The organism is Nocardia sp. NPDC060220, assembly GCF_042727815.1.
Taxonomy (GTDB): Bacteria; Actinomycetota; Actinomycetes; order Mycobacteriales; family Mycobacteriaceae; genus Nocardia.
Genome location: NZ_JBHWZY010000001.1, coordinates 13429 through 35980 on the forward strand (window position 1 = coordinate 13429; position 22552 = coordinate 35980).

Sequence of the window (22552 nt, forward strand, 5' to 3'; positions counted from 1 at the left end):
CCACTGAGCAGTGATAACTCTCGCTTTACGGCTCCGGCGTCGCCAGCGATTTCAGCAGCACGGCCGCGAGTCGTGAAGTGGCGTCACCACTGTCGACATCGGCGATGTGCACCGCGAAGACCAGGTCGCCCATCGTCGCCAGCAGCCAACCGTCGGCGCCGCCCGTCGCGGCGAAGGCGGTGATATCGCGGAATCCGCGCAGCGCGGCGGTTTCGGGCTTGCCGATGCCTTCGTTCATCATTCCGCGCAGCCGGTCGACCGCGGGCTGGGGCAGCGCGGGAACCGGCGTATCGGTGGTGCCCGGCTTGCCCGCCTCGATCATCGGCGGCGCCACCGACCCCCGCGAAATGGCCGCCGCGGCGATCGCCATCCCGAAGGGGCTCACCTGCACCGCGTCGGCGCCAGCACCCTGACGCACCTGCTCGGTGCTGCGGCCGGGCGTGCTGATCCGCCCGGTCACCTCGTCGAGCCCGGCCACCTTGAAGTCGACGCCGACGCCGAGCGCGGTGGCCGCCTCGGCCGCCTCCTGCACGGTGACGTCCTGCGGCGGCTTGTTCTTGATCGCCGCGGCCACGGTGCGGAACAACTCCATCGTGCCGCCCGCCGGGAACAGTCCGGTGAAGGCGATCGGTCCCTTCTCCGTCGCATAAGAGTTCTGCGCGACCGCGACGACCGCACCGGTCGACGGCTGAATGGCCACGACCGTGGCCGCGGTCCCCGCGCTCACCACGGCGTCTTCGGCGGCGCGCTGTAGTCGCTGATCCATCGTCGCGGCGATGTCCGGCCCGGCCGGTCCCTGGTATCCGGCCACCTGGTTGACGAACCTGCCGTCGGCCTCGAAGATCTGCACACCCCAGCCCGCGGTGGCCTCGAGGCTGTCCTGCCACACCTCGCGCAGCGCGTCGAGCATCGGCGAACGGGTGCGCCGGTCGGCCGAGATCAGTTTGGGCTGCTTCTCCATCACCACACCCGGCACCTTGGCCATCCGTGGTTCCAGGATCGCGAAATCCCCGTCACGCAGGTTCACCGCGACGATCGGCTTGCCCTGCGAGCCTGCCAGCTGCTGCATCAGCGACGGCCCGGTGATCAGGGGCGCGACCGGCTCGATGGCGTCGGCGAGCGCGTTGGTGGTGCCGACGAGGTCGCCGGTGCGGCTCGGGTCGATCTTGATGACATTGAGCGTCTGCTCGGTCATCAGCGTTTCGCCGGGCAGGTCGACAACCTTGGGCGGCGGCTTCGCGGTGGTACGCACGAGCTTGACGGTGCGATTGTTCGTCAGCTGCGGCATGACCACCGCGGGCTCCCAGGAGATCCGCCAGCCGATGGCGAGCTTGCGCACGGTGCCCTGCAGTGTGTAGGTCCAGTCCTTCTTCTCGCCGAAGTTCCAGGCGACTTCCATGCTGAAGATCGCCGACTGCTTGTCGAGGTCGATAACCTGCGACGCCTCGTAGTCGACGGTGCCCGTTTGCAGGCCCTCGAACATTTGCTTCATGGTTGCCGAAGCGGCAGCGGGGTACGAGGTCAGGTCGGCGGCTTTGCCGTAGTCCTGATCGTCGAGGTACTCGGTGAACCGCTGGACCACCGTCTCCGACTCGCTCGTCTTCCCACCCACTCCGCACGAGCACAGCGCGATGGCGAGGGTCGCAACCCCCGCGATCGCCATTGCGCCCCGGACGCGAAAGCGGCGGGATCCCCACACATCCATATCGCCCACTCTTCACTCTTGCCACTCCGGTAACAAATCCACCGTACCGGAAGTTGACCCGTCTCCAATGCCCCGGCCAGTCGGGATACTCCCCGACCTCGACACCTCGATTGTGCCGGAAATCTCGCCCCGATGAGGGTCCGTTTTCCAACCTCGCCCAGTAAGCGGCAACAACTGCTGCGTCAACCGTACCGACAGCCGCGCCAGGTGGTGCGGATCTCGCATTTGTCCGGCGATTCAACGCGAGGGTACCCAGGCCGCCTCCGCCCACACGCACGGCATCGCCTTTACCGAGTCGATACGCACTCGTTCACGCAGAGCGGAATTCACCGCGCTGATATCGGCGTAATCTTGTAATCAACGCAACGTGCGCAAGACAGATAGCAGGTGATTTCCATGCGGAACGATCGACGCGAGCGCGGATTCGGCCGACCCGGCGGATGGCAGCAAGCCGACCTTCCCGATCCCGCTGACGCCCCCGACTGGTTCGCCGGACGATTGCCCGCCGACTGGTTCACCGGACCGGTGGACATCGAGATCGACCGCGACGAGATCGTCGTGGTCGGCGAACTGCCCGTCCCCGGCGACGCGAGCACCCCGGCGGCCACGAAAGAAGGCGCGCTGGCCCGCTTCCGCGAGTCGACCCGCCCGGCCCGCATGCAGATCGCCGACGAGGCCCAGCGGCGTTACGGCCGCAGCGTCGCGTGGGGCGTGCGAGTAGACGGCGAACGGATCCTGTTCACCCACCTGGCCGTCCCCGTGATGACCCGTCTCCGTCAGCCCGAACGCCAGGTCCTCGACACCCTGATCGACGCGGGCGTAGCCCGCTCCCGCGCCGACGCCCTGGCCTGGACGGTCAAACTCGCAGGCAAACACGCCGAAACCTGGCTGGCCGAACTCCGCGAAGCCATGCGCAAGGTCGACGACCTGCGCTCGGAGGGCCCCACGGGCTTGTAGCCCCCAGCGAAACGGGTACGGCCCGTATGTCCCTACCCAAAGGGCCCCGCCCTGATCTGGACTGACCGGAGGGTGCGACGAAGGAGTACCCGGAGGGAGGGAAGATCAGGGCCCCAGGGGCCCGCTCGAGCGCGCCAGCGCTCCAAAAACACAGCCACCACACGATCCGGGACGGGTCCAACCTGGATACAGTGGCCTGCATGGAAACCGAGCAGGCCACTGGTCCCATCCTGATAATCAACGGACCGAACCTGAACATGCTCGGTACCCGTCAGCCCGAGATCTACGGCGCCGACACCCTCGACGATGTCGTCGCACTGTGCGAGCAGACCGCCGCCCGATTCGAACGCAAGGTCATCGCGTTCCAGTCCAATCACGAAGGCGCGCTGATCGATCGGATCCACCAGGCCCGCGGCGAGGTGTCGGCCATCGTCATCAACCCCGGCGGCCTCACCCATACGTCGGTGGCACTGCGCGACGCCCTGGTGATCCCGGAGGTGCCGATCGTCGAGGTGCACATCAGTAATGTGCACGCGCGCGAGGAGTTCCGGCACCATTCGTTCGTCTCCCCGATCGCGACCGCGGTCATCGCCGGCCTCGGCATCCAGGGCTATGCCGCCGCGATCGAATACCTGAGCAAGCCCTAGCTGAGCCGGAAGACGGGGAAACCCGGTGCGATAGCGATCAATTCGGCATCGGTCGCGTCTTTGGTGAGGCCCTCGAAGAACTTGCCGACCTCCCAGCCCCACTTCTCCAGGTACAGCCGGAGCAGCGGCACCTTGTCGGTGTCGGCGACCTCGCTGGCGGTGAACCGTTCGGTCTTGCGGCCGAGGCGCAGTTCGCCATCGCCCGCCACGCGCAGATTGCGCACCCATTGGACGTGCCCACGCGGCGCGACCAGGTAGCGCTCACCGTCGGCGGCCGTCATCACGTTGACCATGGTGGTGCGCCATTCCCCGCTCTTGCGGCCGCGCACCGCCAGCAGCCGCGACCCCATGATGCTGATCCCCAGCTTGGGCAGCAGGTTGGCGATCTTGTTGACGATCGGGTCGATGCCGGTCGGGGGGAGGTGGCGGGTCGCGTTGTCCATGTTGATCACTCCTGAACTGTGAGCACTGCTCTCTGTTGAGTACAAGCATGCGCGCTCCGCGAGCCGAAGTCAAGAGCAGTGCTCACAGTTTTCGGAATGTCCCATTTCGGCGAAGCATTGCCACGATGAAATGTAGTATGTATGCTACAAATCATCGAAGGTCGATGACTGGGAGGACTCATGGCTTCGAACAACAACGCTGTTCTCGATGTCGCGCAACTACGGATGCGGTACGACGAGACCGACGTCCTGCACGATGTGACATTTCAAGCCGAGCGCGGGGAAGTGCTCGTCATGCTCGGGCCCAACGGCGCGGGCAAAACCACCACGATCGAGATCCTCGAGGGGTTCCGCAGGAGGTCGGCCGGCCAGGTCGAGGTGCTGGGGGCCGATCCCGAACACGGTGACGAACTCTGGCGCGCCCGCATCGGCGTGGTGCTCCAATCCTGGCGTGACCACGCGAAATGGCGAGTGGCCGAACTGCTCGGCCATCTGGGTGGGTACTACAGCCCCTATTCCACGGCCCGGGTGACAAGACCGTGGGACACCGATGAACTCATCGAGTTGGTCGGGCTCACCGATCAGCGCGATGCGAAGATCGCCACCCTGTCCGGTGGGCAGCGACGCAGGCTCGATGTGGCGATCGGCATCGTCGGCCGACCGGAACTGCTCTTCATGGACGAGCCGACCGCGGGCTTCGATCCCGCGGCCCGGCGCGACTTCCACGATCTGGTCCATCGATTGGCCGATCTGGACGAGACCACCGTCCTGCTCACCACCCACGACCTGGACGAAGCCGCGAAACTGGCGGACCGGATCCTGATCCTGGCCGGTGGCCGGATCATCGCCGACGGCTCGCCGGAGGAGCTCAGCGCCGCCACCGCGGGCGAGGCCGAGGTGCGCTGGACCCGCGACGGCCAACGTTTCGTCCACACGACGACCGAGTCGACCAAGTACGTCCACGAACTGTTCAAGCAGCACGGCGACCTGATCGAGGACCTCGAGGTGCAGCGCGCGTCGCTGGAGGACACCTATATGGCGCTGGTCCGCCGTTTCGAATCCGGCACGGCCGCCGAACCCGTTCGCTCACTGCAGGAGGTCACGCGATGAATCCCACGCTGGTAGCGGTCAGGGGCGGCCTGGCCGCGATGTGGATCGAACTGCGGCAGCTCTACACCAACGGGACGAGTCTGGTGGCCCAGTTCCTCACTCCCACACTGTTTTTGATAGCGATCTTCTTCCTGCGCGACCGGACCTACCAGGACACCGAGCTGTCACTCGGTGAACTCGCGGTGCCCGGCCTGCTCGGCAGCATCATCGCGTTCAACGGCCTGTACGGCATCGCCGAGGTCCTCGCCCTCGACCGGGAGGACGGAACCTTGCTGCGCGCCAAGACGATTCCCAACGGCATCCTCGGCTACTTCATCGGCAAGATCGGCACGACCGCGGCCGCGGTACTCGTCCAGCTGGTGGTGGTGCTGACCATCGGTGCCGTGATCGTCGGTGGATTCTCGATGCCCGGTGGCGGCCTGGTCACGCTGGCGTGGGTGATCGTGCTCGGTCTGCTGGCCACCCTGCCGATCGGCGCCATCCTGGGCGGATTGATCGTCGGCGCCCGCGACATCTTCCTGCTGACACTGCCGCTGATGGGACTGATCGCCATTTCCGGCATCTGGTACCCGATCACCGCGCTCCCCGGCTGGGTGCAGGGCCTGGCCCAGCTGTTCCCGATGTATTGGCTCGGCCTGGGCATGCGCTCCGGGCTGCTCCCCGCCGAGGCGGCGGCCATCGAGATCGACGGGTCGTGGCGGCACCTCGAGACCGCCGCGGTACTCGGCGTATGGTCGATCGTCGGGTTGTTGCTCGCGCCGATCGTGCTGCGCCGGGCGGCCCGCCATGAGTCGGGATCCAGCGTGGCCGTGCGCCGCGAGAAAGCGATGCAGCGTGCCTTCTGAGGTCATCTACAACCGCATCGCGATGTTGCGCGCCGAGCGCGGCATCTCGCGGCGGGACCTGGCCGAAGCGCTCGGTGTGCACTACCAGACCGTCGGCTACCTCGAACGCGGCGAATACAGCCCCAGCCTGCACCTGGCCCTGCGGCTCGCGGCCTACTTCGAGGTAGCGGTGGAAGTGGTGTTCTCCACCGAGCCGTTCCCGAGATTGGGATCGGGCGCCGAGACCGCGTGACCACCGGAAACCGTTCGGCACCACCGTGCCGAACGGTTTCAGCGTGTCATCCGCGAAATACCTGGAACGTCGATTCGGGCGTACCGGCAGCTCGCTCCCAATATGACGAAACCGATTCGGCCAGAACGGTGTCCACGCCGACCTCGGCACCGGTCGCCACCACATGTCGCGCACCGGCCGCCATCATTCGCAGGTACACCGGATCGGGCGGACCCCCGTCCTCGGCGATTCCCGCCCACGCGGCGTACAGCTCGCCGACACTGCCCAGTGACCGCTGGGCATAGGGCATGAACCGGGCAATCTCGGAACCGGACCGGTCGATGATCGCCAGCGCCTGCTCGTAGCCGAGCAGCAGAGGCAGGAACAGGGCGAGCATCGCCTGGTAGAAGACCTGGGCCGCGCCGTCATCCGCACCCAGATATTCCATGGCCGCCAAGGGCCGCAACAACTCTCGTTGTGCTTCGAATACCGCCGGTCGGCCGCTGTAGAAGATGTACGCCGCAGGCCCGGCCAGCTCGTGCGGCTGAGCCATCACCCCACCGGCGAGAAATTCGCCGCCGCGAGCCCGGACGAACGCCGCCCCCTGCCGAGTCCGCTGCGGCGAATCCGAGGACAGGTTGACCACAACCTTGCCGGTCAGATCGGCGCCGCCGAGAATCTCGTCCATCGCGTCGTAGTGGGTCAGGCTGAGCACGATGAGCTCCGCCGCCGCCACCGCGTCGGCGACCGTCTCGGCGCGATGGGCACCCAGACCGTCGGCCTTGCCGGGGGTGCGGTTCCAGACCGTCACCGTGAAACCCGCGGCGCGGTAGGTGCGCACGATCTGCTGCCCCATCGGGCCGAGGCCGATGACGGTGACCGCCCCGGCCGCTCGGCCGGAAGTCGACATCAGGACGCCTCGCCGCGGAACAACGCGTACGGCGAGATCTGCCTGCCTGTCGCCTCGGACGCGGTGACGGCCTTGCGCCAGAACGACTGGGCGAGCTGGGACAGGCTCGCGTCGACGCCTGCCTCTTCGCTGGCGTCGATGATGTGCTGGGCGCCCGCGTCCATCATCTTCAGGTGCGAGAGCTCCGCGAAGCCGCCTGCCTTGTTCGCCTCGGCGAACTGTTCGATGAAGAACGGGTAGGCGCCGGCGGAGCGGACGGCGAACGGTACGAACTGGTCGATGCTGTGGCCGGAGTTCGCGATCATCGCCGACGCCTGGTCGAACGCCAGCAACCACGGATGGAAGGTGATCAGCAGGGCCTGGTAGAAGATCTGGGCCGAGCCGTCGTCCGCGCCCAGGTATTCCTGCGGGCTGAGCGGGCGCAGCAGCTCGGCGTGCGCGTCGAAGACCGTCTTCGGGCCGCTGTAGAAGATGTAGGACGAGGGATGGACGATGTTGTCGCCCGCCGACATCACGCCGCCGGAGAGGAATTCGGCGCCCCGCTCGCGAACCCACCGCGCGCCCGCCCGCGCCTTGTCCGGTGAATCGGAGGACAGGTTGGCGATCACCTTGCCGGGCAGGTGGTCGATCGCCTGGCCGAGCACGTCGTACATGGCGTCGTAATGGGTGAGGCTGAGCACGGAGACCTCGTTGGCATCGAGCGCCTCGGCGACGGTGCCTGCGCGCTCGGCACCCAGCGCCACCATGGCATCGACCTTGGCGGTGCTGCGATTCCACACCGTCACCTCGACGCCCGCTTCGAGGAAGGCCCTGGTCATCGCCTGGCCCATCGGGCCGAGGCCGAGAACGGAAACGGAACGGGGAGCGGTCTGCTCGGACATGGTGTGGCCCTTCGATTCTCGATACTGGTTGGTTCGGCGCCGCTTTCCATGGTGGTCGGCGCGAGTATCGTCGGGAAGACCGAACGTTCGGGTGTGGTTGCTTACCCAGAGGTTCGAAATACGGTCAGAAGGGTGTGGCGACGTTGAGCAGTGACGCAGATCACGATGTGTGCGGTATGAGCCTGGCCATCGACGTCGTCGGCGGTAAATGGAAGCTGCACCTGATGTGGGTGCTCGGCGCCGGGCCGCAGCGATTCGGTCAGATCCGGCGGATGCTCGAGGGTGTGAGCGAGAAGGTGCTCGCCGAGAACCTGCGGCACCTGGAGAGCACCGGCGTGGTGCACCGCGAGATCTTCCCCGAGATCCCGCCGCGGGTGGAGTACTCGCTCACCCCGCTCGGCGAGGCCCTTCGCCTCGCGCTGGAACCGCTCGAGACCTGGGGCGACGAGAATCGCGAGGCGCTGGCCACCGCTACCCGGCCGACTGCCCCGCAGCCTTCGTCCTCCCGAATCGCGCTGTAACCGTCAGCGCATCCGGCACAAGTGCTCCATGGCGATCCGCTCGCCGATGCGTTCGAGTAGGTCGGCCGCCGCGATGATCGAGCGCGCCGGATCGGGCTCGAGGTCGCTGAGCGGATAACACGCGGCGAATCCCGCGGCTCGAATCTCCCCTGGCGACAACAGGGTTCGCCCTACCGCCGCGATCACCGGCACGCCCGCCTTCTTCGCCGCCGCCGCGACCCCGACCGGCGCCTTCCCGTGCATGCTCTGGTGATCCAGTGAGCCCTCACCGGTGACTACCAGCCTGGCCCCGTCGATGAGGGCCGGGAATTCCAGCAGCTCGAGCAGTACATCGATCCCGCTGCGCACCTGCGCGCCCAGCACCGCGAGCGCCCCGAACCCGGTGCCGCCCGCCGCGCCCGCCCCACCGATCTCCGCATATCCCCTGCCCAGCACGGCCGCCCAGTTGGTAAGCCCCGCTTCGAGTTTCAGCATCTGCCGAGCACTGGCGCCCTTCTGTGGCGCGTACACCGCTACCGCACCGGCCGGCCCGAGCAACGGATTGTCCACATCGCAGGCCAGCGTGAACAGCGTCGTCGCGACCGCCGGATGCAACCCACCTCGATCCACCGAGGCGACCTGCTCGAGCAACGCGGCCACGTCCCCGCGGCCCGCCAGTTCCCGCCCCTCCTGATCGAGCAACCGCAACCCGAGCGCCCGCAACAACCCCGACCCACCGTCGGTCGAAGCGCTGCCGCCGACCCCGAGCACGATCTCCCTCGCCCCGCCGTCGAGCGCGTGCACGACGGCAACCCCCAACCCGAACGTATCGGCCCGCAGCGGATCCAGCCGCCCACCGGGCAACTTCACCAGCCCCACGGCAGCCGCCAACTCCACCACCGCGATATCCCCCCGCACCGCGTACACCGCCGTCGATTGCTCCCCCGTGGGCCCGGGCGCGGCGACCTCCACCCGCTTCCACCCCGACGCCACGAAGGCGTCGACCATCCCGTCACCACCGTCGGCCACCGGCACACACCGCACCTGCGCCTTCGGCGCACGCCGAGCGATTCCCCTGGCCAGAGCCCTGGCCACCTCCGGCGCGGTCAACGACCCCTTGAACTTGTCGGGAGCGAGCACGACAAGCGGTTCGCCGGCCATCTGTTCCGCCTCTCCGTGTATTCATAGTGTCGTTTCCGAGCTCGACCGTTCGCTGTCGGCCTTTCGTCAGGCGCGCAACGGCTCGCAGGTGGTCGGGGAGTGACCCATGTTCTCATTTGCTCAGTGGGTTGTCCTCCCGAACACGGTAGCGTCGACCTATGGCGACCGAGGTCCGCAACAACACCGCGCTCGAGCGGTTCGAACTCACCGCCGACGGTCAACCCGCCGGCTACATCGAATACCAGGACACCGGGGACGAACGCGCCCTCGTGCACACCGAGATCTACCCCCGATTCGAAGGCCGAGGACTGGCGAACACCCTGGTCAAAGCCGCGCTGGACACCAGCAGAGACCAAGGTTTCAGCGTCCTGCCGATGTGCCCGGTCGTCCTGCATTTCATCACCACCCGCCCCGACTACATCGCCTACGTCCCGCAACGAGCCAGAGAGTTGTTCGGTCTACCTCAGTAGCGCGCGACGGCCCCGTCGACAGCCAGTTGCAGCTCGTCTTTGACCAGCCTGGCGATGTCGGCGGGTCGCTGCGGCAACTCGAGAATCGGCGCCCGGAAGTAGGCGCTGCCCGACACCACCTCGGCCGCGGTCGGTTCGACACCGGCCGCATAGGACCCGTAGTTCATCCCCATGGCGACCAGCGCGGGCGCGGCGTCCAGTTTGGCCGCCCGGAACGCGATATGCCCGATTCCGCTGCCGACCGCCTGCACCTTGGTGTGATCTACCTCATTGCACGTCCCCTCGGGGAAGATCGCGAGGTGATCACCGGCGGCCAGCCGCTGCGCGCACACATCCATCATCCGCTGACCTGCGGCATTGACCGCGCGAATGCCGTGGTCCTTGCCGCGGAACACCGGGATCCCGCCCATCATGTCCACCTTGCGCCGCTGCTCGGGATCGAGGAAGAGCTCGTCCTTCGCCAGCACCCGCACCCGCCCGATCTTCGAGCGCAGCGGTGAGCGCCACGCCGTCGCCGCGACCGTGTACGGGTCGCTGGTCGAGAGGTGGTTGATCGCGTAGATCACCGGCCGACCGCTGCGGATCAGCGCCTTCAACTGCTGTTTCGCGCCCTCGGCGAACGTCACGCGCGGCCGGAACCGCCGGGCCAGCACCGCGTACGAGGCAAGCGCCTTCCACCTGTTCTGCTGATGCCGCAGGTAGTAGTCGTACACAGCGTCGTTGTCGTCGAGCAGGACTTCGGGCGAGTGCATAGCGCGACCCTACCGGTCGATCGCGGGGTCCACGCACGAAGAAATTCCGGTTCCGATCCGCTGCGCGGGAAGCGCGTACCGCCGCTCCAATGCGATGATGGCTCGGTGGCAGGCGGAGACGACCCGGACGAGCGCCGGACTCGCGACGGGCACGGCGACGATCGGCGGCGCGGTCAGCCGGCGGTGAACGTCCGCGCGGGCAATCTGCTGGTGTCCGCGACAGACCTGGTGGAACCTACTTTCCGGCGCACCGTTGTGTATGTGATCGAGCACAACGACGCGGGCAGCCTCGGCGTGGTGCTGAACCGGCCGAGTGAGACCCCGGTCGTGGATGTGCTGCCCGCCTGGGCGGACCTGGCCGCCACCCCGACCGATCTCTACATCGGCGGCCCGGTCAAACGCGATGCGGCGCTGTGCCTGGGGGTGCTGCGCGCCGGCGTCGACATCTCCGACATCCGCGGCCTGCGCCGGGTCGACGGCCGGGTGGTGCTGGTCGATCTGGACGCCGACCCCGCCGAGATCGGACCGCTCCTGGACAAGATCCGGATCTTCGCCGGCTACGCGGGCTGGTCGATGGGCCAGCTCGACGGCGAACTCGACAACGACGATTGGATCGTGGTCTCGGCGCTGCCGTCGGATCCGATCGCCACCGACCGCCACGACCTGTGGTCCGCGGTCTTGCGCCGTCAGCCGTTGCCGCTGGCCCTGCTGGCGACACACCCGATTGAACTCGAACGCAACTGATCCCGTTACTCCTTCACACGAGCAGGAGTGACATATGAATTTCGACGAGCAGTGACCAGGGCCGCCGATGAACGATGGTCGCGACGAACTGATGCGCGCGCTCTATGCCGAGCACGCACCCGCGCTGTGGCGTTTCACCCTCGGCTTGGTACGCGATCCCGGCCGGGCCGAGGACATCGTGCAGGAGACTCTGCTGCGCGCCTGGCAACGCCCGGCCGTGCTGGAGCAGACCGAGACCTCACCGCGCGCCTGGTTGTTCACCGTGGCTCGTAATCTCGCGGTCGACGAGCATCGCAGTGCCAGGCACCGCCGCGAGTTCGGCACCGACAACCCACCCGAGCAGGTGAGCCCCGACCAATCGGATCGGGCGCTCGACGGCTGGCTGGTCGCCGACGCGCTCAGCACGCTCAGCCCGGATCATCGCGAGGTGATCGTGCGGGCCTACTATCGCGGCCTCGGCATGGCCCAGATCGCCGACGAGCTGGGCATCCCGCCGGGGACCGTGAAATCGCGCTTGCACTACGGCATGCGCGCCATGCGACTCGCGCTACAGGAGATGGGGGTGACGAACCGATGACCGACCTCGCCGACGAGTACAGCACCTGGGACGCGGCCTATGTCCTCGGTTCGCTCGGCGCCGCCGAGCGGCGCGAATACGAGGCGCATCTGCTCGGTTGCGCGCCCTGCCAGCAGGCCGTCGCCGAGCTGTCCGGGATGCCGGGCATGCTCGCCCTGGTCGACCGCGATACCGCACTGTCGATGATCGCCTCGCCCGAGCCGGCTCCGTCACAGGTCCCCGATCTGCTCCCGTCGCTGGCCGCGGCGGCCGAACGGCGCAGGCGGCGGCGGCGCTGGACGAGTATCGGCAGCGCGGTGGCGGCTGCCGCGGCAGCGGTGGCGATCGCGATTCCGGTGACCGTCACCGTGGCGCGCTCGGAGACGCCGACCGAGCAGATCGTCGCGGAGCAGCAGATGCAGGCCGTGGAGCAGACGCCGGTGAGCGCGCAGGTGAAGCTGGTGCGCGACGGTGACCGCACGCGCCTGGTGATGACCTGCAGCTACGCGCCGAGCGCCTACGGCTCCGGCTACACCCGCACCTACGGGCTGGTGGTGACCGCGGGTGAGCAGCGCTTCGAACTCGACCGGTGGCCCGCGGGCCCCGGCACCGAGCTGACGGTGGATCGCACCATCGACGCCCCGCCGGATTCGATCAGCACAGTGGAGATCACGTCCGTCGATTCCGGCCGGACGGTCTTGGTCGCCCAGGTCTGAACGCGACACGGTCCGGTCTCCGCGGGGGAGACCGGACCGTGTGCGCGACAGGCTACTTCGCTTGCTTGCGGAAGATCGACTTCGACCACAGGAAGCCGCCGCCGGCGATGACCGCGCACCAGACCAGCGAGACCCAGCCGTTGGCGCCGATCTCGGTACCCATCAGCAGTCCGCGCAGCGTCTCGGTGATCGGGGTGAAGGGCTGGTATTCGGCGAACTGACGCATGCCGACCGGCATCGTGTCGGTGGCGACCAGACCACTGCCGAGGAAGGGCAGCAGCACGATGGGAAACGGTGCGTTGCTGGCACTTTCGGGAGTGGGCGAGAGCAGGCCGAGCGCGATGGCGAGCCAGGTGAAGGCGAAGGTCACCAGGGCGAGCAGCCCGAACGCGCCGACCCACTCCACGACGTTCGCGTTCGGCCGGAAGCCGACCAGCATCGCGACGGCGGTCATCGCGACAACGCCCGCCATCGCCTGGATGAGCGCGCCGAGCACATGCCCGGTGAGCACCGACGACTGCGAGATCGCCATCACCCGAAAGCGATTCACGATGCCCTTGCTCGCGTCGGTGGCGATCGAGACCGCTACCGACACCGTCAGGTAGGCGGGCAACAGCAGCATCATGCCGGGCGCCAGATAGTCGATATAGCTACCGCCCGAGGACTTCTCGAGCGCCCCGCCGAAGACGTACTTGAACACCAGCATCAGCACGATCGGCATGATGATGATGCTGAACGTCATGCTGGGATAGCGCTTGACGTGAATCATGTTGCGCCGCAGCATCGTCATGGTGTCGGCGACGGCGTAGGACTTGGACTTGATCTGAGTGGTCATCGCAGAGACTCCTGCTCGATGGTGGCGCGGCCGGTGAGGGTGAGGAAGACGTCGTCGAGGTTGGGGGTGTGCACGGAAATGCCGCCCGCTTCGATGTTTTCGGCATCGAGGAGGTCGAGGACGGCACGCAGGGAACGCACGCCGCCGTCGCTGGGCACGGCGAGGGTCAGCCCGTCGGTGCCCTCGACCACCTTCGCCGTCGAGCCGAACGCGCGCTGAGCGGCGTCCACATCGGGCTGATCGGTGAAGTCGATGCGGATGTGGCCGCCGGGGATCAGGCGCTTCAGTTCTGCCGCAGTGCCTTCCGCGACGATTCGGCCGTTGTCGAGCACCGCGATGCGATCGGCCAGCTGGTCGGCCTCCTCGAGGTATTGCGTGGTGAGGAAGACGGTGACGCCGAGATCGTCGACCAGGCCGCGGATGATCTCCCAGATGGAGCGACGGCTGCGCGGATCGAGGCCGGTGGTCGGTTCGTCGAGGAAGATCACCCGCGGATTGCCGACCAGCGTCATCGCCAGATCGAGCCTGCGGGTCATGCCGCCGGAGTAGGTGCTCGCGGGCTTGTCGGCTGCCTCGACCAGGTCGAAACGTTGCAGCAATTCGTCGGCGAGCGTGCGGGTCTCGCGGCGCGGCAGATGGTTCAGATCCCCCATCATGTGCAGGTTCTCCCGGCCGGTCAGTAGCTCGTCGACCGCGGCGAACTGTCCTGTGACGCCGATCAGCTCGCGCACCCCGCCTCGGTCGGTCGCCACATCATGGCCGCCCACGGTGCACTCGCCGCCGTCGGCGGCGATCAGTGTGGTGAGGATCTGCACGGTGGTGGTCTTGCCCGCGCCGTTGGGGCCGAGCAACGAGAACACGGTGCCCTCGGCGACGGTGATGTCGATGCCGTCGAGAACTGTTTTGTCGCCGTAGGCCTTTTGGAGACCGCGTGCTGTGATGGCCGAGTTGACCATGATCGTCCCTTTCCACAGGATTACATTCATTGCTGCGAATAAGTGCATGAGTTATCGACACAGCCCCCAGGGGCTGCGGTTGATGTGTGCGGTGTGCGGTTGTTCGTCCGAGGACGGAGCTAGATGTCTAGTTCCTCGATCTGCGGGTGCGCGGTGATGTCCTCGACCTTGCGATAGAGCTTGTCGGGCACGCGATCCTTCAGGGCTTTCAGGTCGTCGAGGATCTCGTACTCGTAGTCGCCCCAGTCCCACGGCCGGTCACCGATGCCGAACATGCGGCGCCAGTACTTCCAGTCCTTCATGTCGCCCGCGGCGTCCCCGGTCGGGTATTCCGACCACAGCGCCGAGTGCGTGTGGAGCACGAGCTTGCCCTTGCGGCTGCGGTAGACCTGCTGGTGCAGCACCCGCTTGTCGCCGACATCGCGCCATTCACCCAGCAGCACGCCCTGGAAGCGCACCTGCCGGACACCGTCGCGACCCACCTGCAGGACAACTTCTTCGAAGCCGGCCTCACGACCTTCCTCCAGTTCGATGAGCCTGCGCAGCGCGCTGACCACGGTGCTGGAGAGGTTTCCGCCGACGAGCTCCTGCGCCCGCTGGAACACGGGGAGATCGTCGTCGGCTACGTAGATCGTCTTGTTGGGCATGAACCCACTATACGTATATGTGTACGTACACACAAGGGGTGGTTTTCACCCACCCTCTGAACTCCCCCTCGGCGCGCCTCGTAACCCCATCAGACGCGGTGCACCACGGCGTCACATTTCGTCGCGGAGAAGGAGGTCCGATGCCGGACAGAGTGGTGGACTACCTGGTACGAACGGTAGCCGACCGGGGAATCACCCAGATCTTCGGCGTCGACGGCGCCAATATCGAGGACCTCTACGACGCGATCTTCGAGGCCGGCGGCGCACCGGCCGGCATCGTCGCCAAGCACGAGTTCTCCGCGGCGACCATGGCCGACGGATATGCGCGCAGCACCGGCGGGCTGGGTGTCGTGGCCGCCACGTCCGGCGGTGGTGCGGTGAATCTCGTTGCCGGACTTGCCGAATCGTTCACCTCCCGGGTTCCGGTGCTGGCGTTGATCGGACAGCCGCCGACCAGCCTGGAAGGTCTCGGCGCGTTTCAGGATTCGAGCGGCTTGTCCGAATCCATCGACGCGACAGCGTTGTTCGCGACGATCAGCAAGTACTGCGCTCGGGTGACCGATCCGCTCGAGCTGCCCGCACAGCTCGCCGCGGCGATCACAGCCGCGGAGAGTGGTGGACCGGCGGTGCTGCTGATACCGAAAGATGTTCAGCAGCAACTGATGCCGGATGTCATCGTCGCGCGACAGTTCGACGCCGTTGTGACCCCATCCGACGGAGTACGGCCAGATCGCGCCTCGCCGATTTCGCCGGCAGCGACATCTCCGCACACGATCGCGACCGAACTCACCAACGCCCAGCGCACCGGGAAAGTGGTGATCATCGCCGGTGATCAGGTCGCCCGCGACGATGCCCGTGCGGAACTCGCCGAACTGGTCGCCACACTCGATGCCGCCATCGGTGTGGCCCCCGATGCCAAGGACGTGTACTCCAACACCGGTCCCGGCTACTGCGGTGTGGCGGGCAGCATGGGCCATGCCGAGCTGGTCGAAGCCCTGTCGGCGGCCAGCGCCTGCCTGCTCGTCGGCACCCGCCTCCCGGTCACTGCCCGCGCGGGGCTCGACGCGGCCCTCGCCGACCTGCCGGTCCTCAGCATCGGCGCACATGCGCCGTACCTCGCGGCCACCCACGCCACCAGCGCGGATCTCGCGCAAACCATCGCGACGCTGCTGGCCGACATCGGAGCGGGGGCCACAACAAGCCGGGGTTCCGCCGAGCTCACGCCGATGCCCGTCCCCGCAGCGGCGGGACCCGGCCTGCGCTATCGCACCGTCATCGAGGCGATCCAGCGCGTGCTGCCCGACGGCGCCGACATTTTCGCCGACGCGGGTAACACCGGCGCTTCAGTGGTGCATTACCTACGGGTACCCGAGCGCGGACGTTTCACGGTCGCACTCGGGATGGGCGGAATGGGCTACGCGTTCGGTGCGGGTATCGGATCCGCGTTCGCCCGCCGCGCCGCGCCCGACGGCCCGCACCGCACCGTCGTCATCGCCGGTGACGGCTCGTTCTTCATGCACGGCATGGAAATCCACACCGCGATCGAACACGACCTGCCCATCACCTTCGTGGTGTTCAACAACAACGCGCACGCCATGTGCGTCACCCGCGAACAGCTCTACTACCGGGACCGCTACAGCTTCAACCGTTTTCAGCCGTCACATCTGGGAGCAGGCATCGCCGCCATGTTCCCCGGGCTGCCCGCCCGCACCGTCTCCGACGCCCCCCGATTGTCCGGCGCACTGGATCTCAGCTTCGCCGCCACCGGGCCGTCGTTCCTCGAAATCCTCTGCGACCCCGACGAAGTCCCGCCTTTCCTCCCCTTTCTGTCAGCCCTCGAATCATCCAGGAGCACACCGTGACCACCAGCGCCCTGCCTGCCCTGTCCGACATCCCCGAGGAGGTGGTGCCCGGCGTCCTCCGCATCGAGAACTCCGACCGCGAGACCACAACGCCGATCATCATGGACATGCTGAGATCGGTGTATCCGCACGACCAGATCTTCGGCGACTACTGCCCCGTGCAGACCTACATCGCGGCCCCGCCGCGTGAGGTCTACGAATACCTCGCCGACACCCGCTCGCTCGAGGAATGGACCTACAGCCTGCGCGGATTCACCGAAACCGAGGAGCCCGGCCTGTGGCTGTCCTACGACCGTCTCGGTGACGCGACCAAGTGTTTCACCCGCACCGTCGCCCATCCCGACGCGATGACCGTCGACTATCACTGCGCGTGGGACCAGTCCGAGCACCTCTGGATGATCTACCTGATGCGGGTGGTCGACGCCCAGGTGGTGTTCAACAAACCCGGCTCGGTGGTGACGTGGATCAACTGCAAGCACCCCTTCTACGACGAGAACGGCTACCCCGAAACCGCGCCGCCGAAGCGGCCCGTCTGGGTCGGCGACTTCTGGGAGATGTTCTCCGCCGGACACCAGCTCGAGCTGGACAACCTCAAAGCCATTTGTGAATACCGCGCGGCCAACGGGCTGCCGATCAAGCCGGAGTGGATGCAGTGAACATGCCGCAGGTGAGTCTGATCGACGTCGCGAGCTATCTGCCCGGCGACCCCATCCCGACCGACTACTTCACCCAGTTCTCCCGCTCGGAGCGGATGGCGAAGAACGTGATGTTCCGTTCGCCGACCGGCCGTCATCACATCGGCCGCGACGAAACCGCCGTCGACATGGCCGAGCAGGCTTTCGCCCAGCTGCGCGAACGCCACGGCGCCGACCTCGCGTCCGAGATCGACATCATCATCACCCACACCCAACTGCCCGACAATCCGGTGCTCGGCGCGGGCCCCGAACTGGCTCGCCGGCTCGGCGCTCGTCCGTCGCAGGTACTCGACGTGCACAACAGCGGGTGCGCCGCGTTCGTCCAGATGATGGCGATGGCCCGGATAATGATGGCCACCAGCGAGGCGAAGACCGCGCTGATCGTCGCCGCGCAGAATTGTGCGGGCCCGGTGTTCACCCAGCCCGATATCCGGAAATTGGCGCAGGCGCCGGTGCCGGGCGACGGGTGCGGAATCGGCCTGCTGCGCAAGGATGATTCGGGCCCGATCCTCGATATCGAAACCCGCACCTATCCCGAATTCGCCGGTGACATGGACTTTTCCACGAACGGTCCGCGCAAGTACTGGGAGCCGGGCGAGGGCCAGGGCTGCGTGAGCTTCTCCGAATCCAAGATCACCAAGGTGTTCGCGCGTGGCAATCGGCTGGTGCCGGAGGTGGCGCTGGAGGTCTGCAAACGGATCGGAGTGAAGAGCAGCGATATCGACACCTTCGTCACCAATCAGCCGAACCGGCTGTTCCTGCGCAACTGGCACGACGCGCTGGAGCTGCCCGCCGAACGTCATCCCGATACCTTCGACCAGTGCGGAAACCTGTTCGCCGCGGGCATTCCCGTCACTCTCGATGCGGAGAACCGAGCAGGCCGGTTGCGCAACGGGTCGGTGGTTCTGCTGTCGGCGTTCGCGCACGCGGGTGATTTCGCCGGTGCGGCGGCTATTCGCTGGGGCGCGGCGCGATGACTGTGCGGCTGGTGGAACCGACGATCCCCTCCCGTCGGTTCCATGCCACGGCGACACCCACGCTGTTCGACCTCGGTCTCAGCGAGAACCCCTTTCCCCCACTGCCCTCCGTGCTGGCAGCGGTGAATGCCGCGCTCACCCAGGCCAACCGGTATCCGGAGTTCCTGCCGGAGGAACTGCCGCGGGTGATCGCCGACCACCTCGGGGTCTCGCCCGACGATGTGGTGGTCGGCGCGGGGGCCACCGGTGTCGCCATGCAGGTGATGCGGGCGCTCGGAACCGGTGAACTTCTCACCGGCACACCCACTTTCGACGGCTACCCGATCATGGCCGAGATGGCCGGGATGACCCTTGTCCCGATCCCCCTCGACTCCGGCGGCAATCAGGATCTGACCGCCATGCGCCGCTCGGTGAACCGGCGCACCTGCCTGGTCGTGCTGTGCCGCCCGCACAATCCGACCGGAACCGTCCTCGACGCGACAGCGGTTCGCTCCTTCCTCGCCGCGATACCGCAGCGCGTACCGGTGCTCCTCGACGAGGCCTACGTCGAATTCCTCGATCCGGCGGACCGTCTCGATATCCACACCCTGCTGCACCGTCACCCGAATCTGTTGATCCTGCGCACCTTCTCGAAGGCGTACGGACTGGCCGGGCTGCGGATCGGCTACTGCGTGGGCCGCGGAAAACTGATCGAACGAATCCGCCACCAGCAGTTGCCCTTCGGCACTCCCACCGCGTCCATCGCCGCGGTGCGCGCCGCCTACGCGGCGGGCACGGAACTCCGCGACCGGGTCGACCGCATCAACCGCGAACGCGACAGCCTGCGAATCACTCTGCGCGCCTGCGGAATCGACGTACCGCCCAGTCACGCGAACTTCCTCTACCTACCCGGACCCGGCGTGGCCACCGCCCTGCGCCGCGCCGGTATCAAAGCGAAGGCCTACCCGGACGGCAGCGCTCGCATCACGGTCGGCGATCCCGCCGCCGGGCACGCCGTCCACGCCGCCCTCGTCGACCTGCGGTAACCCTTCGACAACGGAACCCGACCCGGCCACCGGCCGGGTCACCACGACCGGGACCCGGCCCCCTCCACCAGGTCCCGGTCATCCGCGGTTCAGCACCCGCCGCCACCACCGCAGCCGCCCCCGCCGCCGCACCCACTCCCGCCACCACAGCTACCCCCGCTGCCACCATCACCGGTCCCGGCGAACCCGGCACCGGCACTCCCCGCGGCAAGCCATCCCGACCTGCGCGCAGCGCCACCGGTGCCCCGCTTCGGCCGCAGCACGACCCGGGTGACGCCCATGACGAAGAACACCAGCGAGCCGAACAGGATCGCCGCCGTGAACATCCATCCGTATGCCGCGGAGATCAGCCCGACAATCAGCAGCACCAGCGCCCCGGCCATGTACTCCCTGCTCCCCCGCAGGTCAGAACGCGTAGCTGCCATCGGAAACCTCCTGCGAATGTCGAACGCGTGGTGCGACCGGGTATGTCTGGACCGACCGTAATCGCTGGTCCTTGCAATTCGCTTTCAGGCAGCCCGACGCGGCAACCAGTCCTCAGTCGCCGCCGCCGTAGGTCGCGCTCAGCGAGTCCGCGTCGTCGATCCCTCGTCGACCGGCCTTGCCGCCGGTATCGATCCGCAGACGCTGGTATTTCGACCGCAAGCGGCGCGAATTCCGGAAACTCAGCACACCGCCGATCGTCAGCAGTGTCACAGCGAAGCCCAGCAGGCCGAGGCCGGCCAGCGGCGAATGGCTGGCGGCGATCAGCCCGACCAGAGCTACCAGAATTCCCGCACCGTAGAGCATGAAGATTGTCCGTTCAGATATCAGCAGCTACTTCCGCCGCCGCCGCAACTACTGCTACTTCCCCCACCGCAGCTACTTCCCCCACCGCAACTGCTGCTACTGCCGCCGCCGCAACTGCTGCCGCTGCTGGATCCGGAGTCGCTACTCGCCGACCAGGCGCTGCCGCTGGACCAGCTGCTGTCCGTGGAGCTCCAGCCACTCGAGCCCGAGCGCCGTGCCCGCGAGTGGGTGCGCGCCCGCTGTAGATTCGCGGTCCGCTGCGCGCGCCTGGTCCTGTCGGCCGGGGTATCGGTCGCCCGAATGATCATCCCGATGATCACCACCGGACCTCCGATGACCAGAACGGCAAATACTGCGACTACGACGATCGCGAGCAACGTGGCGATCACATCGATGAAGTTCATGGGGACCCCCTACCTGGATCGGTATGTCGAGGCCGACCGTAACCGCGCGTTCTTGCAATCCCCTTGCGGCCGACCAACGGTGAGAACGCCCGGTCAGCAGCCCCCGCCGCCGCCTCCCCCACCACAACCGCCGCCGCCTCCGCCGCCGCAACTGCTTCCGCTACTACCGCTGTCGCCGGAGCCGTACGTGCCCGCAGCAGCGGCTCCGCCCGCGGCCCAACCCCGATCGCGGCGGCCGCCGGAGTGCGTCTGTCGTTGTCCGGACGCGCGGTTGAGCTGGACACAACCGGTCGCGATGAAGCCCACCGAGACCAAGATGACCAGCACACCGAGCGCCGGTTCGAATGCGCCGATGAACAATCCGACGAAGAACAGTGCCAGTCCGAGCCCGAATACCTTCATGATTCCCCCCAGATCAGTTGTTACTACGTTGTACCCGAACGCTTTCCGTGCGAAACGATGTCGCAGCGGCGACCGTCAATCACCACTGGTCGACGAATAGTCACCGCTCGACGAATCACTGCGGCCACCTCCACTCGACCACGCCGACCGTCTCCGGCTCGTCGCACGCCGCACCTGCCCCGACGTCGCACGCCGACGCGCCCGACGAACCGCGGCCGCGTCGCGTTCGGTTCTGGCTTCCGGTGTGGCACCGAGCATGACGAGCCCGAACAGCACCAGCACGATCGTGGTAGCCAGCAGCACTGCTCCGATACCACCGCCGAGCAACAGCCCGACTACAGCGACGATGAACGCCACGACAAAGACCATGGTTCCTCCCCCGAGATGAGCGCCGCCGCAGACCGGCGACACCGAATTACCTAGGCCACGATTCCCACCACGCCGAGCCCTCCGACAAGAAGGCGAGAACAGTGGCGGCGACATTGCTGAGACGCACGAGCCCTACCTTCGGTATGTCGAGGCCGACCGTAACCGCGCGTCCTTGCAATCCCCTTGTGGTTCAACCACTGACGAGGGTGCGGTCAGCGATCATTCGCCGCCGCCACCCCCACACCCGCCGCCTCCGCAGCCACCGCTACAACCGCCGCCGCCGTGCCCGCCGCTGCCGCTGTTTCCCCCACCGCCGCCGTGCGACTGCCCGCCGCCGTCACCGAACCAGCTGACCCCGCCCGCGGTCGACCCCGCGGCCCACCACCGCTTCGACTTCCGAGAACCTCCGGGATCGCGAAAGGCGAGAACGCCACCGACCACCACAGCGACCGCCCCGACGACAATCAGCACGATCCCCGCGGTCGCCGAATAGCCGGTAGTGATCGCCCCGATCAGCGCAAGAACAAGCCCAGCCCCAACAACCTTCACAATTCCCCCCGATCAAGGTCCTGCCTCCTGTTGTACCGGAACGCAGGACCCTGCCGCTAGAGGGTTAGTTGGCGGGGGCGCAGGTGTCGCGGAGGGAGCAGCCGCCGCAGGAGGAGCCGCAGCCGCCGACGGGGGCGGGCGGGAGGAGGGGTTCTACTGTGCGGGCGGCGGCGTTGGCGCCTGCGCCGAGGGTGAAAATGGCGATGACCGCGACGAGCGCGGCTACGCCGACGCTCGCAAGACCACCGGCGACCAGCACGACCAGTCCGCCGGCGAACAGCAGGGCGCCCGCGCCGACGGAGGTGGGGGCGGCGATGCGGTTGGCGATGCGGAAATTGTCGTCACTGTGCAGCGCGGCTTCGGTGGTGACACCGAGGAAGCGGTTGCGGGGCAGTTTGCCGAGCAGTCCGAGCACGCCGGTCACAATCGCGACC

At 67.2% G+C, this 22552-nt stretch carries 28 protein-coding genes; 14 read left to right on the top strand and 14 right to left on the bottom strand.

Annotation, left to right across the window (positions count from 1 at the left end; genetic code table 11):
- Positions 1–25: 25 nt before the first annotated feature.
- On the bottom strand, positions 26–1705 hold the full coding sequence (locus tag ACFWF3_RS00050; RefSeq protein ID WP_378989214.1) for an NTF2-like N-terminal transpeptidase domain-containing protein: 1680 nt from the start codon (positions 1703–1705) through the stop codon (positions 26–28).
- A gap of 396 nt (positions 1706–2101) precedes the next feature.
- On the opposite strand from ACFWF3_RS00050, the gene ACFWF3_RS00055 reads away from it, so the two are divergent.
- A complete protein-coding gene (locus ACFWF3_RS00055; RefSeq protein WP_378635010.1) occupies positions 2102–2662 on the top strand; it encodes a hypothetical protein in 561 nt (186 codons plus the stop codon).
- A gap of 200 nt (positions 2663–2862) precedes the next feature.
- Positions 2863–3309 (top strand): type II 3-dehydroquinate dehydratase, encoded by a 447-nt coding sequence (gene aroQ, locus ACFWF3_RS00060; RefSeq protein ID WP_379311832.1) that lies wholly within the window; start codon positions 2863–2865, stop codon positions 3307–3309.
- Here the strand turns inward: aroQ and ACFWF3_RS00065 are convergent.
- Positions 3306–3752 carry a nitroreductase/quinone reductase family protein gene (locus ACFWF3_RS00065; RefSeq protein WP_379311833.1) on the bottom strand — a complete coding sequence of 149 codons (447 nt, stop codon included), beginning with the start codon at positions 3750–3752 and terminating at the stop codon, positions 3306–3308. The genes aroQ and ACFWF3_RS00065 overlap by 4 nt on opposite strands.
- Positions 3753–3932: 180 nt before the next feature.
- On the opposite strand from ACFWF3_RS00065, the gene ACFWF3_RS00070 reads away from it, so the two are divergent.
- The 3 genes from ACFWF3_RS00070 to ACFWF3_RS00080 are packed head-to-tail and all read left to right on the top strand — an operon-like array spanning position 3933 to position 5939.
- The gene (locus tag ACFWF3_RS00070; RefSeq protein WP_379311834.1) at positions 3933–4862 is read left to right on the top strand and encodes an ABC transporter ATP-binding protein; all 930 of its coding nucleotides are present in this window, start codon (positions 3933–3935) and stop codon (positions 4860–4862) included.
- Positions 4859–5707 carry an ABC transporter permease gene (locus ACFWF3_RS00075; protein ID WP_379311835.1) on the top strand — a complete coding sequence of 283 codons (849 nt, stop codon included), beginning with the start codon at positions 4859–4861 and terminating at the stop codon, positions 5705–5707. The genes ACFWF3_RS00070 and ACFWF3_RS00075 overlap by 4 nt, the downstream gene beginning before the upstream one ends.
- Positions 5697–5939 (top strand): helix-turn-helix transcriptional regulator, encoded by a 243-nt coding sequence (locus ACFWF3_RS00080; RefSeq protein WP_056823747.1) that lies wholly within the window; start codon positions 5697–5699, stop codon positions 5937–5939. Before ACFWF3_RS00075 ends, ACFWF3_RS00080 begins: the two co-directional genes overlap by 11 nt.
- Positions 5940–5985: 46 nt before the next feature.
- On the opposite strand, the gene ACFWF3_RS00085 is transcribed toward ACFWF3_RS00080, so the two are convergent.
- Positions 5986–6828 carry an NAD(P)-dependent oxidoreductase gene (locus tag ACFWF3_RS00085; protein WP_379311836.1) on the bottom strand — a complete coding sequence of 281 codons (843 nt, stop codon included), beginning with the start codon at positions 6826–6828 and terminating at the stop codon, positions 5986–5988.
- Positions 6828–7709, bottom strand: coding sequence for an NAD(P)-dependent oxidoreductase (locus ACFWF3_RS00090; protein ID WP_379311837.1), 882 nt, complete (start codon positions 7707–7709; stop codon positions 6828–6830). The genes ACFWF3_RS00085 and ACFWF3_RS00090 overlap by 1 nt, the downstream gene beginning before the upstream one ends.
- Positions 7710–7885: 176 nt before the next feature.
- Between ACFWF3_RS00090 and ACFWF3_RS00095 the strand changes: the two genes are divergently transcribed.
- Complete coding sequence (locus ACFWF3_RS00095) at positions 7886–8230, top strand: winged helix-turn-helix transcriptional regulator (protein WP_379311847.1); 345 nt, start codon at positions 7886–7888, stop codon at positions 8228–8230.
- Positions 8231–8233: 3 nt separating this feature from the next.
- Here the strand turns inward: ACFWF3_RS00095 and ACFWF3_RS00100 are convergent, their stop codons facing one another.
- The gene (locus ACFWF3_RS00100) at positions 8234–9370 is read right to left on the bottom strand and encodes a glycerate kinase (protein ID WP_379311838.1); all 1137 of its coding nucleotides are present in this window, start codon (positions 9368–9370) and stop codon (positions 8234–8236) included.
- Between the two features lie 158 nt (positions 9371–9528).
- Between ACFWF3_RS00100 and ACFWF3_RS00105 the strand changes: the two genes are divergently transcribed.
- Positions 9529–9840 (top strand): GNAT family N-acetyltransferase, encoded by a 312-nt coding sequence (locus ACFWF3_RS00105; RefSeq protein WP_378634994.1) that lies wholly within the window; start codon positions 9529–9531, stop codon positions 9838–9840.
- Here the strand turns inward: ACFWF3_RS00105 and ACFWF3_RS00110 are convergent.
- Positions 9834–10592, bottom strand: coding sequence for a lysophospholipid acyltransferase family protein (locus ACFWF3_RS00110; RefSeq protein ID WP_378634992.1), 759 nt, complete (start codon positions 10590–10592; stop codon positions 9834–9836). The two genes, ACFWF3_RS00105 and ACFWF3_RS00110, sit on opposite strands and share 7 nt — an antisense overlap.
- Positions 10593–10697: 105 nt before the next feature.
- On the opposite strand from ACFWF3_RS00110, the gene ACFWF3_RS00115 reads away from it, so the two are divergent.
- The 3 genes from ACFWF3_RS00115 to ACFWF3_RS00125 all read left to right on the top strand — a co-directional run bounded on the left by ACFWF3_RS00115 (position 10698) and on the right by ACFWF3_RS00125 (position 12608).
- Positions 10698–11336, top strand: coding sequence for a YqgE/AlgH family protein (locus ACFWF3_RS00115; RefSeq protein WP_378989221.1), 639 nt, complete (start codon positions 10698–10700; stop codon positions 11334–11336).
- A gap of 67 nt (positions 11337–11403) precedes the next feature.
- Positions 11404–11913 carry a sigma-70 family RNA polymerase sigma factor gene (locus ACFWF3_RS00120; RefSeq protein ID WP_067455024.1) on the top strand — a complete coding sequence of 170 codons (510 nt, stop codon included), beginning with the start codon at positions 11404–11406 and terminating at the stop codon, positions 11911–11913.
- Positions 11910–12608: an anti-sigma factor family protein gene (locus tag ACFWF3_RS00125; RefSeq protein ID WP_379311839.1), complete on the top strand. Its 699-nt coding sequence runs from the start codon at positions 11910–11912 to the stop codon at positions 12606–12608. The genes ACFWF3_RS00120 and ACFWF3_RS00125 overlap by 4 nt, the downstream gene beginning before the upstream one ends.
- Positions 12609–12660: 52 nt before the next feature.
- Here the strand turns inward: ACFWF3_RS00125 and ACFWF3_RS00130 are convergent, their stop codons facing one another.
- From ACFWF3_RS00130 to ACFWF3_RS00140, 3 genes are all read right to left on the bottom strand, one after another.
- The gene (locus ACFWF3_RS00130) at positions 12661–13443 is read right to left on the bottom strand and encodes an ABC transporter permease (protein ID WP_378989223.1); all 783 of its coding nucleotides are present in this window, start codon (positions 13441–13443) and stop codon (positions 12661–12663) included.
- Positions 13440–14399 (bottom strand): ATP-binding cassette domain-containing protein, encoded by a 960-nt coding sequence (locus ACFWF3_RS00135; RefSeq protein ID WP_379311840.1) that lies wholly within the window; start codon positions 14397–14399, stop codon positions 13440–13442. The genes ACFWF3_RS00130 and ACFWF3_RS00135 overlap by 4 nt, the downstream gene beginning before the upstream one ends.
- Positions 14400–14518: 119 nt before the next feature.
- Positions 14519–15046: an EXLDI protein gene (locus ACFWF3_RS00140; protein WP_378989225.1), complete on the bottom strand. Its 528-nt coding sequence runs from the start codon at positions 15044–15046 to the stop codon at positions 14519–14521.
- 140 nt (positions 15047–15186) lie between these two features.
- On the opposite strand from ACFWF3_RS00140, the gene ACFWF3_RS00145 reads away from it, so the two are divergent.
- Genes ACFWF3_RS00145 through ACFWF3_RS00160 form a run of 4 tightly spaced genes read left to right on the top strand, consistent with a single transcriptional unit; the run spans position 15187 to position 19605 of the window.
- The gene (locus ACFWF3_RS00145; RefSeq protein WP_379311841.1) at positions 15187–16908 is read left to right on the top strand and encodes a thiamine pyrophosphate-binding protein; all 1722 of its coding nucleotides are present in this window, start codon (positions 15187–15189) and stop codon (positions 16906–16908) included.
- Positions 16905–17564: an SRPBCC family protein gene (locus ACFWF3_RS00150; RefSeq protein ID WP_378989227.1), complete on the top strand. Its 660-nt coding sequence runs from the start codon at positions 16905–16907 to the stop codon at positions 17562–17564. Before ACFWF3_RS00145 ends, ACFWF3_RS00150 begins: the two co-directional genes overlap by 4 nt.
- A gap of 2 nt (positions 17565–17566) precedes the next feature.
- Positions 17567–18580 (top strand): 3-oxoacyl-ACP synthase III family protein, encoded by a 1014-nt coding sequence (locus ACFWF3_RS00155; protein ID WP_379311848.1) that lies wholly within the window; start codon positions 17567–17569, stop codon positions 18578–18580.
- Positions 18577–19605: an aminotransferase class I/II-fold pyridoxal phosphate-dependent enzyme gene (locus ACFWF3_RS00160; protein ID WP_379311842.1), complete on the top strand. Its 1029-nt coding sequence runs from the start codon at positions 18577–18579 to the stop codon at positions 19603–19605. The genes ACFWF3_RS00155 and ACFWF3_RS00160 overlap by 4 nt, the downstream gene beginning before the upstream one ends.
- Positions 19606–19694: 89 nt before the next feature.
- Here ACFWF3_RS00160 and ACFWF3_RS00165 read toward each other — a convergent pair whose 3' ends face one another.
- The 5 genes from ACFWF3_RS00165 to ACFWF3_RS00185 form a co-directional block, all read right to left on the bottom strand.
- On the bottom strand, positions 19695–20030 hold the full coding sequence (locus ACFWF3_RS00165; RefSeq protein ID WP_379311843.1) for a hypothetical protein: 336 nt from the start codon (positions 20028–20030) through the stop codon (positions 19695–19697).
- Positions 20031–20142: 112 nt separating this feature from the next.
- Positions 20143–20394 (bottom strand): hypothetical protein, encoded by a 252-nt coding sequence (locus tag ACFWF3_RS00170; RefSeq protein WP_379311844.1) that lies wholly within the window; start codon positions 20392–20394, stop codon positions 20143–20145.
- A gap of 497 nt (positions 20395–20891) precedes the next feature.
- Positions 20892–21200 carry a hypothetical protein gene (locus tag ACFWF3_RS00175; RefSeq protein ID WP_379311845.1) on the bottom strand — a complete coding sequence of 103 codons (309 nt, stop codon included), beginning with the start codon at positions 21198–21200 and terminating at the stop codon, positions 20892–20894.
- 75 nt (positions 21201–21275) lie between these two features.
- Positions 21276–21569: a hypothetical protein gene (locus tag ACFWF3_RS00180; protein WP_378989232.1), complete on the bottom strand. Its 294-nt coding sequence runs from the start codon at positions 21567–21569 to the stop codon at positions 21276–21278.
- A gap of 613 nt (positions 21570–22182) precedes the next feature.
- On the bottom strand, positions 22183–22552 hold a 370-nt coding region (locus ACFWF3_RS00185), incomplete at its 5' end, for an SdpI family protein (protein ID WP_379311846.1).

Bases quoted from the DNA above. Each gene is read 5' to 3' on its own strand.
- ACFWF3_RS00050 (WP_378989214.1), bottom strand. From the start codon at position 1,705: ATGGATGTGTGGGGATCCCGCCGCTTTCGCGTCCGGGGCGCAATGGCG.
- ACFWF3_RS00055 (WP_378635010.1), top strand. From the start codon at position 2,102: ATGCGGAACGATCGACGCGAGCGCGGATTCGGCCGACCCGGCGGATGG.
- aroQ (WP_379311832.1), top strand. From the start codon at position 2,863: ATGGAAACCGAGCAGGCCACTGGTCCCATCCTGATAATCAACGGACCG.
- ACFWF3_RS00065 (WP_379311833.1), bottom strand. From the start codon at position 3,752: ATGGACAACGCGACCCGCCACCTCCCCCCGACCGGCATCGACCCGATC.
- ACFWF3_RS00070 (WP_379311834.1), top strand. From the start codon at position 3,933: ATGGCTTCGAACAACAACGCTGTTCTCGATGTCGCGCAACTACGGATG.
- ACFWF3_RS00075 (WP_379311835.1), top strand. From the start codon at position 4,859: ATGAATCCCACGCTGGTAGCGGTCAGGGGCGGCCTGGCCGCGATGTGG.
- ACFWF3_RS00085 (WP_379311836.1), bottom strand. From the start codon at position 6,828: ATGTCGACTTCCGGCCGAGCGGCCGGGGCGGTCACCGTCATCGGCCTC.
- ACFWF3_RS00090 (WP_379311837.1), bottom strand. From the start codon at position 7,709: ATGTCCGAGCAGACCGCTCCCCGTTCCGTTTCCGTTCTCGGCCTCGGC.
- ACFWF3_RS00095 (WP_379311847.1), top strand. From the start codon at position 7,886: ATGAGCCTGGCCATCGACGTCGTCGGCGGTAAATGGAAGCTGCACCTG.
- ACFWF3_RS00100 (WP_379311838.1), bottom strand. From the start codon at position 9,370: ATGGCCGGCGAACCGCTTGTCGTGCTCGCTCCCGACAAGTTCAAGGGG.
- ACFWF3_RS00105 (WP_378634994.1), top strand. From the start codon at position 9,529: ATGGCGACCGAGGTCCGCAACAACACCGCGCTCGAGCGGTTCGAACTC.
- ACFWF3_RS00110 (WP_378634992.1), bottom strand. From the start codon at position 10,592: ATGCACTCGCCCGAAGTCCTGCTCGACGACAACGACGCTGTGTACGAC.
- ACFWF3_RS00120 (WP_067455024.1), top strand. From the start codon at position 11,404: ATGAACGATGGTCGCGACGAACTGATGCGCGCGCTCTATGCCGAGCAC.
- ACFWF3_RS00125 (WP_379311839.1), top strand. From the start codon at position 11,910: ATGACCGACCTCGCCGACGAGTACAGCACCTGGGACGCGGCCTATGTC.
- ACFWF3_RS00130 (WP_378989223.1), bottom strand. From the start codon at position 13,443: ATGACCACTCAGATCAAGTCCAAGTCCTACGCCGTCGCCGACACCATG.
- ACFWF3_RS00135 (WP_379311840.1), bottom strand. From the start codon at position 14,399: ATGGTCAACTCGGCCATCACAGCACGCGGTCTCCAAAAGGCCTACGGC.
- ACFWF3_RS00140 (WP_378989225.1), bottom strand. From the start codon at position 15,046: ATGCCCAACAAGACGATCTACGTAGCCGACGACGATCTCCCCGTGTTC.
- ACFWF3_RS00145 (WP_379311841.1), top strand. From the start codon at position 15,187: ATGCCGGACAGAGTGGTGGACTACCTGGTACGAACGGTAGCCGACCGG.
- ACFWF3_RS00155 (WP_379311848.1), top strand. From the start codon at position 17,567: ATGCCGCAGGTGAGTCTGATCGACGTCGCGAGCTATCTGCCCGGCGAC.
- ACFWF3_RS00160 (WP_379311842.1), top strand. From the start codon at position 18,577: ATGACTGTGCGGCTGGTGGAACCGACGATCCCCTCCCGTCGGTTCCAT.
- ACFWF3_RS00165 (WP_379311843.1), bottom strand. From the start codon at position 20,030: ATGGCAGCTACGCGTTCTGACCTGCGGGGGAGCAGGGAGTACATGGCC.
- ACFWF3_RS00170 (WP_379311844.1), bottom strand. From the start codon at position 20,394: ATGCTCTACGGTGCGGGAATTCTGGTAGCTCTGGTCGGGCTGATCGCC.
- ACFWF3_RS00175 (WP_379311845.1), bottom strand. From the start codon at position 21,200: ATGAAGGTATTCGGGCTCGGACTGGCACTGTTCTTCGTCGGATTGTTC.
- ACFWF3_RS00180 (WP_378989232.1), bottom strand. From the start codon at position 21,569: ATGGTCTTTGTCGTGGCGTTCATCGTCGCTGTAGTCGGGCTGTTGCTC.